Origin of the sequence: Nostocoides sp., from assembly GCF_037045025.1 — a bacterium.
Taxonomy (GTDB): Bacteria; Actinomycetota; Actinomycetes; order Actinomycetales; family Dermatophilaceae; genus Nostocoides_A.
In genome coordinates this window covers 530,050-544,384 of record NZ_JBAOHM010000011.1, presented here as the reverse complement: position 1 = coordinate 544,384, position 14,335 = coordinate 530,050, and the positions used below count along the sequence as shown (strand labels likewise).

The following is a 14,335-nucleotide window of genomic DNA, read 5'->3' as shown; positions in this document are numbered from 1 at the left end:
GGAGATCACATGGCGCAGGTCCAGCGGCGCAGACGGCTGATCGCCGCAGGAGGTGCATTGCTCACGGCCGGCACGCTGAGTGCGTGTCTGCAAAACCCCAACGCCAACAGCGGGGGTGCCGCCACCGGCGGCCAGACGGTCGTCGACAACGCCAACAAGGACGACGACAAGGTCGTTAAGATCCTCGGCGCCTTCGGCGGCGACGAGCAGGCCTTGTTCGAGGAATCCCTCAAGGAGTTCGAGACGTCCAGCGGAATCGACGTCCAATACACCGCCAACTCCGACTTCACGACGATCGTCAAGACCAAGGTCAGCGGCGGCGACTCGCCCGACATTGCGCTCTTCCCCCAGCCGGGCGGGCTGATCGAACTCGCCGCTGCCGGCAAGGTGCAGCCGATCGACACCTACCTCGACTACGACGCCCTCGATGCCAGCCTTATCCCCGGTTTCCTCGACTTCACCCGCCACGCCGGCCGCTCCTATGGTGCCCCGATGCGCATGGCGGTCAAGTCGATCGTCTGGTATCCCAAACCCGCCTATGAGGAAACCGGCCAGAGCACCGAACCCACGACGCTGCAGGACCTGACCAAGGCCACCGACGCGATCAAGGCCAAGGGCACCGCACCGTGGTGCATGGGCTGGGGCTCGGACGCCGCGACCGGCTGGGTCGGCACCGACTGGCTCGAGGAATACGTCCTGCGGGTCGACGGCCCGGCCGTTTATGACCAATGGGTCAGCCACCAGATCCCGTTCGACGACCCGCAGATCGTCAAGGCGCTCGCCGAGTTCGGCAAGCTCGCCAAGACTCCGGACAACGTCTTCGGCGGCGCCAAGAACATCATCAACACCAAGTTCGGCGACGCGATGACCCCGGCCTTCCAGACCCCGCCGAAGTGCTACCTGATGCGGCAGGGCAACTTCGCTTCCGGCTTCCTGCCCAAGCCCGTTCAGGCCGACCTCGACAACAAGGTCGGCATCTTCGTCTTCCCGCGGCTCGACGGCGGCTACAACGGCCAACCGATCCTCGGCGGTGGCGACCTCGCGGCTCTCTTCAACGGCAACGACAAGGACTCGATCGAGGTCATGAAGTTCCTGACCTCCAACAAGTTCGGCGCGCCCTGGGCCAAGGCCGGCGGCTGGTTGTCGCCGCACAAGACCTTCGACGGCGCCAACTACCCCAATGATGTGACCCGCCAGATGGCCAAGATCGTCGCCGAGGCCGACGTCTTCCGCTTCGACGCCTCCGACCTGATGCCCAAGGAGGTTGGCTCCGGCACCTTCTGGACCGAGATGGTCAAGTGGATGGGCGGCCAGGACGACAAGACCACCCTGGCCAATATCGAGAAAAGCTGGCCGAAGGGCTGACATGGCGAGCGCAGTAGACACCGTGCCGGTGGCCTCCAAGGAGCCGGCAACGCCCAACTCGGGCGCCAACATCGCCAAGGTCGCCATCGGCCTGCTCGGCGTGGTCGTGACCGCGTGGGCCCTCGGCAACCTCTTCCTCTCGATCGGGTACTACCCCGAGTGGTACTTCGACAACAAGATCCTGATGGGGCTGATCGCTCTCGTCGCGGGCGTCGGCGGGGCCGCCCTGCTCTTCTACTTCGTCAACATGTTCGTCGAGGGACTGCCCAACCGGCTCTCTCAAGGCGTCATGCCCTACGCCTTCCTGCTGCCGGGCTTCGGGCTGATCGCGTTGATGCTCATCTACCCGACCGTGCAGACGATCAACTACTCCTTCGCCAACCGGGACTCCACGGCATACGTCGGCCTGGACAACTACCGGTCGATCTTTAAGTCCTCGGAGTTTTGGAGCGCGATCGTCAACAACGTCCTGTGGCTGGCGATCGTCCCGGCGATCACCGTCGCCATCGGCGTCATCGTCGCCGTCCTGGCCGACAAGTTGTCGGCCCAGGGCGAGAAGACGGCGAAGTCGGTCATCTTCTTGCCGATGGCGATCAGCTTCGTCGGCGCTTCGGCGATCTGGAACCTCGTCTACGCCTACAACGACAAGACCCAGTCGCAGACCGGTTTGCTGAACGCGATCGTCACCAAGTTCGGGGTCGAGCCGAAGACCTGGCTGCAGATCGACAACGGGAAGCTCAACTCGCTGCTGATGATGGTCATCCTCATCTGGCTGCAAGCCGGCTTTTCGATGATCCTGCTCTCCTCGGCGATCAAGGGCGTGCCCGAAGACACCCTGGAGGCGGCCCGCATCGACGGCGCCAACGAGTTCCAGATCTTCTGGAAGGTCGTGCTCCCGCAGATCCGCGGCACGATCATCACCGTCTTCATCACCGTGGTCATCCTCGTGATGAAGGTCTTCGACATCGTCTACGTCCTGACCAATGGCCGGGACAACAGCGATGTGATCGCGAACCTGTTCTTCAAGCAGATGTTCGCCAACAGCCAGGCCGGCCTGGCCTCGGCGATCGTCGTCGTGCTGCTCATCGCCGTCATGCCGATCCTCTGGTACCAGGTCAAGACCTTCCGTGAGGAGCAGCTGAACCGATGAGTTCCACCGCCATGACTCCGGCTCCCGTCGTTTCCGACGCCAAGCCCTACCGCAACCGCAAGTTGATGAAGGACGGCCGCCCCCGCAGCACGTTCTCCATCGTCTCGATGGTGCTGTTGTGCATCATCTGGACCTTGCCGACGATCGGGCTGCTCGTCACCTCCTTCCGCAGCCGGGACGACGCCCAGTCCTCCGGCTGGTGGCACGCCGTGTTCAACCCGTTCGGCACCAGCTGGACCTTCGACAACTACCGCCAGGTGTTCGAGAAGTCCGACCTCGGCAATGCCTTCCTCAACGGTCTGGTCGTCGCCATCCCGGCGACGATCTTGCCGATCATGTTCGCCGCGTTCGCGGCATACGCGTTCACGTTCATGGACTTCCCCGGCAAGGACCTGCTGTTCATCGCGATCGTCGCGGTGATGGTCGTGCCGATCCAGGTGGCCTTCCAGCCGATGCTCGACATGCTCGGCCCACGCGGCCTGGGGATCTCGGGGCAATACATCGCGGTCTGGTTGTTACACACCGGATTCGGTATGCCGCTCTGCATCTATACGTTGCGCAACTACATGTCGACGCTGCCGTATAGCGTGGTGGAGTCGGCCAAGATCGACGGCGCCACCCACTTCCAGACGTTCTGGAAGTTGGTCGCCCCGATGGCCATGCCGGCGATGGCGGCTTTCGCGACGCTGCAGTTCCTGTGGGTGTGGAACGACCTGCTGATCGCGACGCTGTTCCTGAGCGACACCAACGCCACGGTGATCGTCAAGCTGCAACAGTTGCTCGGCACCCAGGGCCAGGGCCAGGAGTTGCTCACCGCCGGCGCCTTCATCTCGATGGTGTTGCCGATGGTGGTCTTCTTCGGCCTGCAGCGCTTCTTCGTCCGCGGCCTCACCTCGGGCGCGGTCAAGGGCTGACCGCTCCACCGGCCAAATGCCGGGCCCGCCTCCTTCCTCCTGGGGGCGGGCCCGTTGTCATGTTTCTCGGTTCGGGTGACGAATCGCGGCCTCGTCGATCGTCATGGGGGTGTCCGGCCGCGGCGTCTTCGTCGTCGACGTGCCGGACCTCGACGCGGCGCTCGGCTGGGCGGAAAAGTGCCCGGCCGCGGCGTGGGGCGTGATCGAGGTCCGCCCGGCCGCGACCTCCTATGTCGACGGCGCCTGGTCGCGCTGAGCATGCGGGCGCGATGACGACGCCGCAGCCGGTGCGGGCCCTCGCTGCTGAGCGGGCCCGCGCCGGCTATGGCCGTCTGCTCGCTCTGCTCAGCGCCGTGACCAACGACATCGCGGCCGCCGAGGACGCGCTCGGCGACGCGTTCGAACGCGCGCTGACGAGCTGGCCGCACAGCGGCATACCGGCCAATCCGGACGCGTGGCTGCTCACCGTCGCCCGCAACCGGCTGCGCGATCAATGGAAGTCCGCCGAAGCCACGCGCACACAGGTCCTCGAGCCGTCCGCGCCCGACCTGCCGAGCATTCTGGAGGAGATCGATCCCGACGCGATCCCCGACCGCCGGCTGGAGCTGATGCTCGTCTGCGCCCACCCAGCCATTGCGCTCGCCGACCGGACGCCGTTGATGCTCAACACGGTTCTCGGTTTCACCGCCGCACAGATCGCGCGTGCGTATGCCGTTCCCGCACCGACGATGTCCACTCGCCTGACCCGCGCCAAGGCCCGGATCAAGGCGGCCCGGATCCCCTTCCGCATCCCCGATCGCACCGACCTCCCCCGGCGACTGGACGCGCTGCAGGAAGCGGTCTATGCGGCATACACCATCGAGTGGTCGACTGGGCCGCTGCCCCGCGAGCGCCCGCCCGAGGGGTGGCAGCTCGCCGAGGTCCTCGCCCAGGTATTGCCGCAGGATGCGGAGGTGCGCGGGCTCGCGGCGCTGGTGAGCTTTTCGGCGGCGCGCAGTCCGGCACGGCTCGACCCCGACGGGCGGTTTGTGCCGCTGGCGCAGCAGGATCCATCCCAGTGGGACGCGGCGCTGATCGCCCGCGGGCGCGCTCACCTGGCCACCGCCAGCGGACGCGGACAGCTGGGCCGCTTCCAGCTGGAGGCCGCCATCCAGGCACTGCATTGCCGCCGCGTCGACGGCGCGGCGCCCGACCCGGGCCTCCTGCTGGAGCTGCATCGCACCCTCGCCGGCATCGCCCCCACCCTCGCAGCCGTGACCGCCCTGGCCGCTGTCACCGGTGAGGTGGAAGGAGCGGCAGCCGGCCTCACCGTGCTCGACACCCTCGCCGGAACGGCAGACCGCTTACCAGCCGGCCTGGGTCACCCGGGCCCACCTGCTTGCCACGTTCGGCGACCTCAACGCGGCCAAGGCCGCCCTGGCGAAGGGCATCTCGCTCACCCACGATCCGCCGGCGCGCCACCACCTCGAGCAGCGACTCGCCGCGTGGTCGCAGAGCTGACCTCACGCGTGCTCAGCCGCGCCGGATGCATTCGAAGGCTGCGGCAAACTCCACGCCGGCGGCCTGTCCGCCGGCACTCAGGATCGAGGTGACCAGGTCCCGCGGTCGCGGAAAGCTCTGCGGGAGTGCGGAGTTGTAGGCCGCATGCGCTTCCAGCGAGGCGATGCCCGCCTCGACAGCGTCGGCCACCTCGACGTAGTGCGTCGGCTGCTCCGCTGCCGCAATGGCCAGCCAGGGCACGGACCACGGCTCGAAGCCGTCGTCGATCAATTCGGGGAAGACCCAGCGGTTGCCGGCGTCTGCCAGCGCGTCGACGCACGCCAGGCCGACGGCCCGGTGGTCGGCCTGGTTGAGCATGCCCCCGGCAAACCGCTCGTGGTAGGCGAGGGTCAGGACGAGGTCCGGACGGTGGCGGCGGATCTCGCGGGCGATGTCCCGGCGCAAGGCCAGGCCGTATTCCACCACCCCGTCGGGATGCGCGCCGAAGGTGAGGTCCTCGACGCCGACCGCCGCGCAGGCGGCACGCTGCTCGGCCGCCCGCACGTGAGCGGCCTCCGCGGGGGCCATCGTGTCGATCCCGGCTTCGCCCCGAGTGGCGAGCCAATAGGCGACCCGTTTTCCGGTGGACGTCCAGGCCGCGACCGCAGCCGACGTGCCGTATTCGAGGTCGTCGGGGTGGGCGACAACACATAGCACGCTGTCGATGTCGTCCGGGAAGGTCTCCAGCGGGGCAGGCTCGGGCTGCGTCCTGGCTGGCTGGCTCATGCGACCCAGGCTATCCCCGCGTCAGGGCACCGCCCGGGACTCGCCCTGCCGACCGTCGGGATTCCCCGAGAGTGCTACGTCCGGGTGGCCATGCCTCGCTCGATCGTGACAGAACCACAACACGGCCAGGACATCGCCCTGACATGCTGAACCGGTGAGTCGGGTGCTGCTGGTCGAGGACGACGCCGATCTACAGGCGGCAATGTCCCTGGCACTGTCGGCCCTCGGCCACACCGTAACCGCGGTCGGCGACGGGCCGGCCGCGGCCGAGCACGCGCTCACGGGCATCGAGGTGATCGTGCTCGACGTGATGCTGCCCGGATTCGACGGCTTTGAGGTATGCCGCCGCGTCCGCCACCACAGCAGCGTCCCGATCATCATGGTCACCGCCCGCGGCGACCCGATCGATATCGAGGTCGGCCTGGAATGCGGGGCCGACGACTACGTCACCAAGCCGGTCGAGCCGCGCGTGCTCGATGCCCGGATTAAGGCGGTGCTGCGACGCACCGGCGATATCGCGCCCACCTCGGACGCGATCGCACCCACTCCCGCGGCGGCGCATCGCATCGGCACCGTGCTCCTGGACGAGAGTGCCATGCAGGCGACCCGGGACGGCCAACCAATCCCGTTGACTCCCACCGAGCTACGGCTGCTCGTCGAATTCGCCCACCATCGGGGGCAGGCGCTCAGCCGGCCGGTGCTCTTGGAGCGGGTGTGGAGCTATGGGTATGCCGGCGACGGTCGCCTGGTCGACGCCTGCGTGCAACGGCTGCGGACCAAGATCGAGGCGGATCCCGCGCACCCGGAGTGGCTGGTCACCGTGCGGGGCATCGGCTACCGGCTGGAACGCACATGAGTCTGCGGGTACGCCTGACGCTGATGATCACCGCCATCCTCGCCCTCGCCCTGACTGCCGTAAGTCTGCTCGCCTATGCCGCGGCAACCCGCGAGGCGAATGCCCGCATCAGCGCCACCGAGGCCGCACGCCTGCAGGACACCGATATCGATGCCATCGCCGCGAGGCTCACGCATTGGCAACGCGGGGACGGACTCACCGACGAGCTGCCCCGGTGGCTCCTTAGCGGCAGCACGATCGTGGTGGCCCGCACCGACAGCGTCAGCACGTTTGCGGGGACGCTCGGTTACGGCAATATTCCCGGCTATGTGAGCGCGGGCTCGAATTCCCTGCCCGACGGGCTTGACCTGCACGAGGCCCTGGAGATCGCGGGACCGACCAATGAACCCATGGGAGAAATCGTCCAGTGGGACAGGCGGGTCGGCGGCCACACGTTGCGTCTCACCGCGCGCTACTTCAAGGTCGCGGCCGAGCCCGAGGCCCGGCAGTTCGTCGCGCTGACCAGTGTCGATCTCGACGCGGCGCTGCGCCCGGTTCGCGAGGCGCTACGGTGGTTGGGGGCCGCCGCCCTCCCGGGGGTGATCCTCGGTGCGCTCGTGGCCTGGGTCGTCGCCGGTCGCATCGAACGCCCGGTCCGCGCTGCGGGCCGGGCCGCCGAAGCCCTCTCCGGTGGTGATCTCACCGCGCGCGTGCCGGTCACCGGGCCGCCCGAACTCAAGGCCATGGCCGCCTCGTTCAACACAATGGCGGGGCGGCTGAACGAGCTGATCGCGGACCTGCGTGCCAGCGATGCCCGCCATCGGCGATTCGCCGCCGACGCCGCCCATGAACTGCGCACACCCACCGCGACCCTGCTCGCCACGGCCTCCACGTTGGCGGCCCGTGCACCCGACGACGACGCGATCGCTCGACTGGTGGCGGCGCTGCGCCGCTTGACCGGACTCAGCGAGGCACTGCTCGAACTGGACCGATTGGACTCCGGCAGGGCAGAACTCCTCACCGACACCGTCGACCTCGCGGGAATTGTGCGTGCCGTGGCTGGCGACGTCGCCGTGGCTGGCGATCTGCAGCTACGCACCTTCGGCAACGTCACCCTCCGCGCCGATCCACGCATGCTCGGCGGCGCCCTCGGCAACCTCCTCCAGAATGCCGAACTCCACGGGAGGCCGCCCATCAACGTCCGCGTGGACGGCACCGCCGCCGAGCAGGTGCTCATCGACATCGACGACTCCGGGCCGGGTCTGCCCGACGACTTCGCCGCCGTCGCGTTCGACCGCTTCGCACGCGGCGACGACTCCCGCGCCAGGCAAAGGAATGGCCTTGGCCTGACGATCGCCCGCGAATGCGTGCGGCTGCACGGCGGTGACATCGCCATCATCGATCCGCAACCTGCCCACTTCCGGATCGCTCTCCCCCGCAACGCACTTGACGACGAGCCGCTGCAATCCTGAAGCCGAGCAAGAACACTCACGCCGCACCGTGGAGGGATGGCGTCAGCACGCTCCGGACTCCTTGTCCTGGCGACTTCGAAAACCGTTCCGCGTCGAAACAACCAACCGCTACCGCGCGCATACTGGGGATCCCGTTCGCGCTCGGCGCGCTGACGACGCTGGTGTATGCCGCGGCCGCCCTCGCGCGGCATACCAATCTGCTGACCGGTATGGACCTGGCGATCTTCGGCCCGGCGATCGACCACCTGTCTCGGGGCGAGGCGCCGGTCAGCGAGATCAAGGGCTTCCTGATCTGGGGCGATCACTTCCACCCGCTGATCGCCGTGCTGGCGCTGCCGTGGAAGATCTGGCCCGATCCGCGGTGCCTGCTCATCATTCAGGCCATCTGCGGCGGCGCCAGCGTGGCCGTGACCGCCCGCGCCGGCGTCCGCATCGCGCGCCACCCGGCCGGCGCCCTGACCGGGCTGGCTCTGGCGGTCAGCCCCGGTATGCAAAGCGGTCTGCTCTTCGACTTCCACGAGGTCGGGCTCGGACTACCACTCCTCGCCCTGGCTTTGGATGCCTATCTTTCGGGGCGCTGGTGGCGCTGCGCGGCCTGGGCCGGGACGCTCCTGCTCGTCAAGGAGGACATGCCGTTCCTCGCGCTCAGCATCGCCATCGCGCTCGCTGCGCGTCGCCGGTGGGCGCCCGCGATCTGCCTGGCCGCCGCCGCCCTCACCTGGCTCGTCGTGGTCGTCGGCGCGGTACTTCCCGCTCTCCACCCCGGGCACGTCTACGGCTACCGGCACACCACGCAGTCGCCGCTCGGCTCGCTATGGACAAGCCTGGTCAGCGACGGGCGCGGCGCGACGACGACGTTGATCCTGTTGTGCGGCACCGGGTTCCTGGGGCTGCGCTCACCGCTCATCGCCGCGTTCGCCCTCCCGGCACTGACTCGGTACGCGGCCGACAACTCGCACTATTGGGGTCTGGAATTCCACTACACGATGCTGGCCGAGGTTGCCCTTGCCTTCGCGGCGCTCGACGGCTGGCGCCGGATCCGGGGGAGCCAGTGGTCGCCCACCTGCACGCGTGCCTTGGTGCTTGTCGGCGTGTGCGCCACGACGGTCGTGATGACCGGCCCGCTCGCCGGTGCGTTCACGGGCCCCAGAAACCCAACAGCGAGGCTCGAAGCGGTCCGTGCCGCGATCGAGCGGGCACCCGCCGGCGCAGCGGTGCTCACCGAGTCGAGGCTGGCGCCGCATACCGTGCCCCGCTTGCGGGCCAGACTGCTTCCGCCGCCGGCTCGGATCGCCGAGGTGCCAACAACCACCTGGCTGCTGCTGGACCTGCGCTCCGAAACCGTGAACCCGCAGTGGATGCGGGCCCAGCTGGCGACCGCACCCGCCACCGGTCGGGTGGCCTGGACACGAGCCGGGATCGCGCTCATCGCCCCAGCGCGCTAACCTCCGGCGGACTGCTGCGGCGGATTCTGCTGCGCGGCTTGCGCTTCGGCATACGCCCGGGCTTGGGCCTCGGCGACCTGGGCCTGAGCGGCCTTCATCGGGTCCATCCGGGTGAGCAGCTCCCGCGCCTGGGCGATCAGGTTGTGCTCGGTGAGCACCTCATACCGGGTGGCCACGACCTGGCTGACCGAGGTGAAGTCGCGCTGGCCCTTGGTCATCGCATAGCCGATCAGCGCCCAGACCAGGCCGAACAGCGCACCGAAGACAACCGTGCTGAGGATCCGGATGAGCGTCTCACCGTCTTCGAACATCGAGAAGATCAGCCCGACGAAGGCACCGAGCCAGGCGCCGGACAGGGCGCCACCGAGGGCGACCCGGGCGCGGGTGAGCCGCCCGGTCACCCGCTCGACCTGCTTGAGGTCGGTTCCGACGATCAAGACGTTCTGGACGGGAAAGTCGTTGTCGGAAAGGTAGTCGACCGCCTTCTGGGCCTCGCCATAGCTGTCGTAGACCCCGAGCGACATCGGGTAGTTGAGTTTGAACGCCGCCTGCCCCATCGGACCGCGGGCGCCCATCGGTTGCGTCGTCATGGCCTCATTGTCTCAATGCTGGCTGGATATTTGCTGGACGGCACCCCGGCAGACGCTCAACGGCAAGGCCTCAGAACCGCACCTGCGCGCCCATGACGACAACCTGGCCGATCGGCAGGCGGAAGTACTCCGTCGGGGAGGCGGCATTGTGCGCCAGGCCGACGAAGAGGCGTTTGCGCCAGCCGGCCATACCGGGCCGGTCGGAGCGGTGGACGGTGATCTTGGAGACGAAGTACACGGGATCGGAGACGTCCGCCTTGAGCCCGCGGTCTCGGGCCAGCGCCAGCATGGCGGGCACGTCCTGGTCGTCCTGGAACCCGAAGTCGATGCCGACATGGGTCATCCCGTCGAGTTCGTCGCCAAGATGGTCGACGCTGACCCGCTCAGCAAGCGCGACGTGCGGGACGTTGCGGACATTGGCGCTGACGATGACGACCTCTCGGTGCAGCACCTTGTTGAAGTTCACGTTCTCCCGCAACGCCAGCGGCGTCGTGACCTTGGTGGGGTGGAGGAAGACGGCGGTGCCGGGGACGCGGGTGAGATACTCGTGGGTCGACGGGTCACCACGCAGGCTCTCGCGCACGTCGACCAAGAAGGTCTGCAGGTCGCCCTCAAGCTTGGTCCGGCGTGCCGTGACCAGAGTGCGTCCGCGGCGCCAGGTCATCATCACCAGCACCAGCGTCGCCGCGACGAGCAGCGGCAGCCAGCCCCCGTGGAGGACCTTGGCCGCGTTGCCGGCGAAGAAGTTGAACTCAATGACCCCGAAGACGACGGCAAACGCCGCGACCTTCCACATCGGCCACTTGTGCCGGGCGGCGGCATACACGCAGAACAAGCCGGTGGTGAGCATCAGATCGAGGGTGACCGCGACGCCATATGCCGTGGCCAGCTTCTCCGAGGCGCGGAAGGCGAGCATGAGCAGCAGCACGCCCCCGAAGAGCAGCCAGTTGACCGACGGGATATAGATCTGCCCGCCATGCTCGGAGGTATGCCGCACGGTCAGCCGCGGCAGGTAGCCCAGCCGCTGCGCCTGGCTGGCCACCGAATACGCGCCGGAGATGACCGCCTGGCTGGCGATGATCGTCGCCAGCGTCGCGAGCACGACCAGCGGCAGTTGCAGCGCGTCCGGGGCGAGATGGAAGAACGGCGAGGTCGCCGTTTCCGGGTGGTGGAGGATCTGCTGCGCCTGGCCGAGATAGTTCAACGTCAGGCACGGGAAGACGAGGAAGAACCACGCGCGGACGATCGGTTTGCGACCGAAGTGGCCCATGTCGGCATACAGCGCCTCGGCGCCGGTGACCGATAGGACGACCGCGCCCATGGCGATGAAGGCGATATAGGGGTGACGGAAGGCGAACCCGAACGCGTGGTGCGGGGAGAGCGCGCCGAGGACGGCCGGGTCGGCGACGATGTGCGGGATGCCGAGCGCGGCGAGGGTGAGGAACCACAGCACCATGACCGGGCCGAAGAAGCGGCCGACCAGATGGGTTCCGAAGCGCTGCACGGCGAAGAGCGCGGTGATGATGGTGACCCCGATGGGCAAGATGACGTGTTCCAGCCCGGGCGCGGAGACCTTCAGGCCCTCGACGGCCGACAGCACGGAGATCGCCGGGGTGATCAGGCTGTCGCCGAAGAAGAGCGAGGCGCCGAAGACCCCGAGGACCATGACCAGGCCGTAGCGGCGGCTGTTTTTGGGCACGTAGTGGCGGGTGAGATAGGCGAGGGAGAGGATGCCGCCCTCGCCGTCGTTGTCGGCCTTGAGGATGAACATCAGCTGCTTGATCGAGACGATTAGCGTGATCGCCCAGAAGACCATCGAGATCACGCCGTAGACGTCCTCCGAGGTCGGTTTGACGAAGCCGTCGTCGATCGTGAAGACAGTCTGCATCGCATACAGCGGACTGGTCCCGATGTCGCCGAAGACGACGCCGAGCGCGGCCAGCATGAGCACGCCGATTGCGCCGTGGCCGCCCTCGTGTGCGGGTTCCGTCGCAACGCTGGGCGCGGTGGTCGTCACAAGTCGTGATCGTATGCCGCTCCCGTCGGCTCGCGTGCAGCGCCCGGCGGTTGGGACGCGCGTCATTGAGTCACTCCAACGCGCCGCGTACCCGGTTAATGATGCGTGAGCGGCATCATTACTAGATCACCTAGTCATTGGACGTATGGATCATGGATGCGTAACCCTGGAGGCATGCGAAAGTTCCTCCGCAGTCTCCGCCCCAGCGCCGCCGACCTCGAGCTGGCGAAGGCGATCAGGGCCTACCCCGCCCGCGGCGGCAGCGCGGTCGTCGTGCTGCCCAAGACGCCGCCGAAACCCGCACGGAACACCGGTCACCGCGACTGACGAACCGCATCCGGGCTCAGCCGCGCAGCTTGTAATCCTCCAGCAGCCGCCGGCCGATGATCATCTTCTGGATCTCGGCGGTGCCCTCGCCGATCAGCAGCATCGGCGCCTCGCGGTAGAGGCGCTCGATCTCGTACTCCTTGGAGTAGCCGTAGCCGCCGTGGATCCGGAAGGACTGCTCGACGACGTCGGCGCAGTTCTCGGCGGCGAGATACTTCGCCATACCGGCCTCGAGGTCGTTGCGGGCGCCGGAGTCCTTCAGCCGGGCGGCCTTGACCATCATCTGGTGGCTGGCCTCGACCTTGGTTGCCATGTCGGCGAGGCGGAACAGGATGCCTTGGTGGTCGGCGATCTTCTTGCCGAAGGTCTCGCGCTGCTGGGAGTAGGCGATGCCGAGTTCGAACGCACGCAGCGAGACCCCGCAGGCGCGGGCGGCGACGTTGACTCGGCCGACCTCGACGCCGTCCATCATCTGGTAGAAACCCTTGCCCGGCTCGCCGCCGAGGATCTGGGCCGTGCTCGACTTGTGGTTGTCGAGGACGAGTTCGGTGGTGTCGACGCCCTTGTAGCCCATCTTCTCGATCTTGCCGGGGACGATGACGCCCTGGGCGGTCTCGCCGAAGCCGGACTCCTTGTCGATCAGGAAGGTCGTCATGTTCTTGTAGACGCTGGAGTGGCCGAGGTCGGTCTTGACGAGCACCGCGACCAGATTGCTGGAGCCGCCGTTGGTCAGCCACATCTTTTGGCCGGTGATCACCCAGTCGTCGGATTCGCCCTGGCGCACGGCCTTGGTCTTGATGGCCGCGACGTCGGAGCCGAGCGCCGGCTCGGACATCGAGAACGCCCCGCGGATCTCGCCGGTCGGCCATCTTGGGCAGGTAGCGCTGCTTCTGCTCCTCGGTGCCGTGGTGCAGCAGCATGTAGGCGACGATGAAGTGGGTGTTGATGATGCCGGAGACCGACATCCAGCCGCGGGCGATCTCCTCGACCGTCAGGGCATAGGTCAGCAGCGACTCGCCCAGCCCGCCGTACTCCTCGGGGATCATCAGCCCGAAGATCCCCAGCTCCTTCATCTGGTCGACGATCGCCTGTGGGTATTCGTCCTTGTGCTCCAACTCGGTGGCGACCGGGATGATCTGCTCGTTGACGAACTCCCGCACCAATTTCAGCAGCTCCCGCTGCTCCTCGGTGAGGTTTTCAGTCGTCTGCAGCCGGGACATACGTCGATCGCCACCTTGCGTTGGGGTTGAGAAGGCCTCGTTGGCAGTATGCCGCTCGCGGGCACTCTCAGCCCAGCCCCGGGCGTGTGAGGCCTCCCACGCGCCCCCGCCGAGTCAGTTCGCGACGTCAGCGGCGCTGACGACGTGCCGGGGCTGCGATCGAGCCGTCGTCGTCGTGGTGTAGCGGCGCCGATCCGCCGATCAACGGATTCGACGGCGCCGGGGTCGGCGACCGAGAATCGAGCATCGTGCGCCGACTCTTCTCCCCGTATGCCGTGTTGCAGGTCATGCCGCGCGCGAGCCACTTCTTCGTCAGCGCCTACGGCCTCGCGTTCGGGCTCGTCCCGGCGGTGGGCGGCATCGCCCCGCGGATGACGGTATACACGTTCGCGCTCTTCGTCATGCTCCTGCCCCTGCTCGTCGTGCCGGGTGTGCTCTCGGGATCAACGGCTTCGTCGCGGGCCTGGTGATCGCGCCGACGCTGATCACCGCGATGACCCTGTGCCAACGCCTCGTCCCGGCCGCCCAGCTGAACGAAGGCATGACGATCGTCGTCACCGGCATGCTCGTCGGGGTCGGCGTGGGCGCCGGACTGGGCGGACAGGTGATCGAGTCGGCGGGTGCGCACCGGGCCTTCGCCGTCCCGATCGCCGCCGCCGGGCTGGCGTTCGTCGTCGCCCTGCGCGGCCGGCGCCGCCTGGTGGGCGCCGAGACCCGCTGACCGGCCTCGACCGG

At 67.7% G+C, this 14,335-nt stretch carries 14 protein-coding genes and 1 pseudogene; 11 read left to right on the top strand and 4 right to left on the bottom strand.

Annotated elements, in window-relative coordinates:
• Window positions 1–9 precede the first annotated feature (9 nt).
• The 5 genes from V9G19_RS13765 to V9G19_RS13745 all read left to right on the top strand — a co-directional run bounded on the left by V9G19_RS13765 (window position 10) and on the right by V9G19_RS13745 (window position 5,021).
• The gene (locus tag V9G19_RS13765; protein WP_462285971.1) at window positions 10–1,365 is read left to right on the top strand and encodes an ABC transporter substrate-binding protein; all 1,356 of its coding nucleotides are present in this window, start codon (window positions 10–12) and stop codon (window positions 1,363–1,365) included.
• Between the two features lies 1 nt (window position 1,366).
• Window positions 1,367–2,515 carry a carbohydrate ABC transporter permease gene (locus V9G19_RS13760; protein ID WP_462285970.1) on the top strand — a complete coding sequence of 383 codons (1,149 nt, stop codon included), beginning with the start codon at window positions 1,367–1,369 and terminating at the stop codon, window positions 2,513–2,515.
• Window positions 2,512–3,429, top strand: coding sequence for a carbohydrate ABC transporter permease (locus V9G19_RS13755; protein ID WP_462285969.1), 918 nt, complete (start codon window positions 2,512–2,514; stop codon window positions 3,427–3,429). Before V9G19_RS13760 ends, V9G19_RS13755 begins: the two co-directional genes overlap by 4 nt.
• A gap of 109 nt (window positions 3,430–3,538) precedes the next feature.
• Window positions 3,539–3,685 carry a YciI family protein gene (locus V9G19_RS13750; RefSeq protein ID WP_462285968.1) on the top strand — a complete coding sequence of 49 codons (147 nt, stop codon included), beginning with the start codon at window positions 3,539–3,541 and terminating at the stop codon, window positions 3,683–3,685.
• Between the two features lie 13 nt (window positions 3,686–3,698).
• Complete coding sequence (locus V9G19_RS13745; protein WP_462285967.1) at window positions 3,699–5,021, top strand: RNA polymerase sigma factor; 1,323 nt, start codon at window positions 3,699–3,701, stop codon at window positions 5,019–5,021.
• Here the strand turns inward: V9G19_RS13745 and V9G19_RS13740 are convergent.
• Window positions 4,942–5,694 carry a PIG-L deacetylase family protein gene (locus V9G19_RS13740; RefSeq protein ID WP_462285966.1) on the bottom strand — a complete coding sequence of 251 codons (753 nt, stop codon included), beginning with the start codon at window positions 5,692–5,694 and terminating at the stop codon, window positions 4,942–4,944. The two genes, V9G19_RS13745 and V9G19_RS13740, sit on opposite strands and share 80 nt — an antisense overlap.
• A 154-nt stretch (window positions 5,695–5,848) precedes the next feature.
• On the opposite strand from V9G19_RS13740, the gene V9G19_RS13735 reads away from it, so the two are divergent.
• The 3 genes from V9G19_RS13735 to V9G19_RS13725 all read left to right on the top strand — a co-directional run bounded on the left by V9G19_RS13735 (window position 5,849) and on the right by V9G19_RS13725 (window position 9,446).
• Window positions 5,849–6,550, top strand: coding sequence for a winged helix-turn-helix domain-containing protein (locus V9G19_RS13735; protein ID WP_462285965.1), 702 nt, complete (start codon window positions 5,849–5,851; stop codon window positions 6,548–6,550).
• Complete coding sequence (locus tag V9G19_RS13730) at window positions 6,547–8,001, top strand: ATP-binding protein (RefSeq protein ID WP_462285964.1); 1,455 nt, start codon at window positions 6,547–6,549, stop codon at window positions 7,999–8,001. The genes V9G19_RS13735 and V9G19_RS13730 overlap by 4 nt, the downstream gene beginning before the upstream one ends.
• Before the next feature lie 161 nt (window positions 8,002–8,162).
• The gene (locus tag V9G19_RS13725; RefSeq protein WP_462285963.1) at window positions 8,163–9,446 is read left to right on the top strand and encodes a DUF2079 domain-containing protein; all 1,284 of its coding nucleotides are present in this window, start codon (window positions 8,163–8,165) and stop codon (window positions 9,444–9,446) included.
• On the opposite strand, the gene V9G19_RS13720 is transcribed toward V9G19_RS13725, so the two are convergent.
• Both V9G19_RS13720 and V9G19_RS13715 read right to left on the bottom strand, forming a co-directional pair.
• On the bottom strand, window positions 9,443–10,036 hold the full coding sequence (locus tag V9G19_RS13720) for a YflT domain-containing protein (RefSeq protein ID WP_462285962.1): 594 nt from the start codon (window positions 10,034–10,036) through the stop codon (window positions 9,443–9,445). The genes V9G19_RS13725 and V9G19_RS13720 overlap by 4 nt on opposite strands.
• A gap of 70 nt (window positions 10,037–10,106) precedes the next feature.
• Window positions 10,107–12,053, bottom strand: a complete 1,947-nt coding sequence (locus V9G19_RS13715; protein WP_462285961.1) for a potassium transporter Kup — start codon at window positions 12,051–12,053, stop codon at window positions 10,107–10,109.
• A 174-nt stretch (window positions 12,054–12,227) separates the two neighbouring features.
• Here V9G19_RS13715 and V9G19_RS13710 point away from each other — a divergent pair, with 174 nt between their 5' ends.
• Entirely contained in the window at window positions 12,228–12,380 is a 153-nt protein-coding gene (locus V9G19_RS13710) for a hypothetical protein (RefSeq protein ID WP_462285960.1), read from the top strand.
• Between the two features lie 16 nt (window positions 12,381–12,396).
• Here the strand turns inward: V9G19_RS13710 and V9G19_RS13705 are convergent.
• Window positions 12,397–13,600, bottom strand: a pseudogene (locus V9G19_RS13705) (acyl-CoA dehydrogenase family protein).
• 248 nt (window positions 13,601–13,848) lie between these two features.
• Here V9G19_RS13705 and V9G19_RS13700 point away from each other — a divergent pair.
• Window positions 13,849–14,070 carry a hypothetical protein gene (locus tag V9G19_RS13700; protein ID WP_462285959.1) on the top strand — a complete coding sequence of 74 codons (222 nt, stop codon included), beginning with the start codon at window positions 13,849–13,851 and terminating at the stop codon, window positions 14,068–14,070.
• Complete coding sequence (locus V9G19_RS13695; protein WP_462285958.1) at window positions 14,067–14,321, top strand: hypothetical protein; 255 nt, start codon at window positions 14,067–14,069, stop codon at window positions 14,319–14,321. The genes V9G19_RS13700 and V9G19_RS13695 overlap by 4 nt, the downstream gene beginning before the upstream one ends.
• The last annotated feature ends 14 nt before the right edge of the window (window positions 14,322–14,335 follow it).

Bases quoted from the DNA above. Each gene is read 5' to 3' on its own strand.
- V9G19_RS13765 (WP_462285971.1), top strand. From the start codon at position 10: ATGGCGCAGGTCCAGCGGCGCAGACGGCTGATCGCCGCAGGAGGTGCA.
- V9G19_RS13760 (WP_462285970.1), top strand. From the start codon at position 1,367: ATGGCGAGCGCAGTAGACACCGTGCCGGTGGCCTCCAAGGAGCCGGCA.
- V9G19_RS13755 (WP_462285969.1), top strand. From the start codon at position 2,512: ATGAGTTCCACCGCCATGACTCCGGCTCCCGTCGTTTCCGACGCCAAG.
- V9G19_RS13745 (WP_462285967.1), top strand. From the start codon at position 3,699: ATGACGACGCCGCAGCCGGTGCGGGCCCTCGCTGCTGAGCGGGCCCGC.
- V9G19_RS13740 (WP_462285966.1), bottom strand. From the start codon at position 5,694: ATGAGCCAGCCAGCCAGGACGCAGCCCGAGCCTGCCCCGCTGGAGACC.
- V9G19_RS13730 (WP_462285964.1), top strand. From the start codon at position 6,547: ATGAGTCTGCGGGTACGCCTGACGCTGATGATCACCGCCATCCTCGCC.
- V9G19_RS13720 (WP_462285962.1), bottom strand. From the start codon at position 10,036: ATGACGACGCAACCGATGGGCGCCCGCGGTCCGATGGGGCAGGCGGCG.
- V9G19_RS13710 (WP_462285960.1), top strand. From the start codon at position 12,228: ATGCGAAAGTTCCTCCGCAGTCTCCGCCCCAGCGCCGCCGACCTCGAG.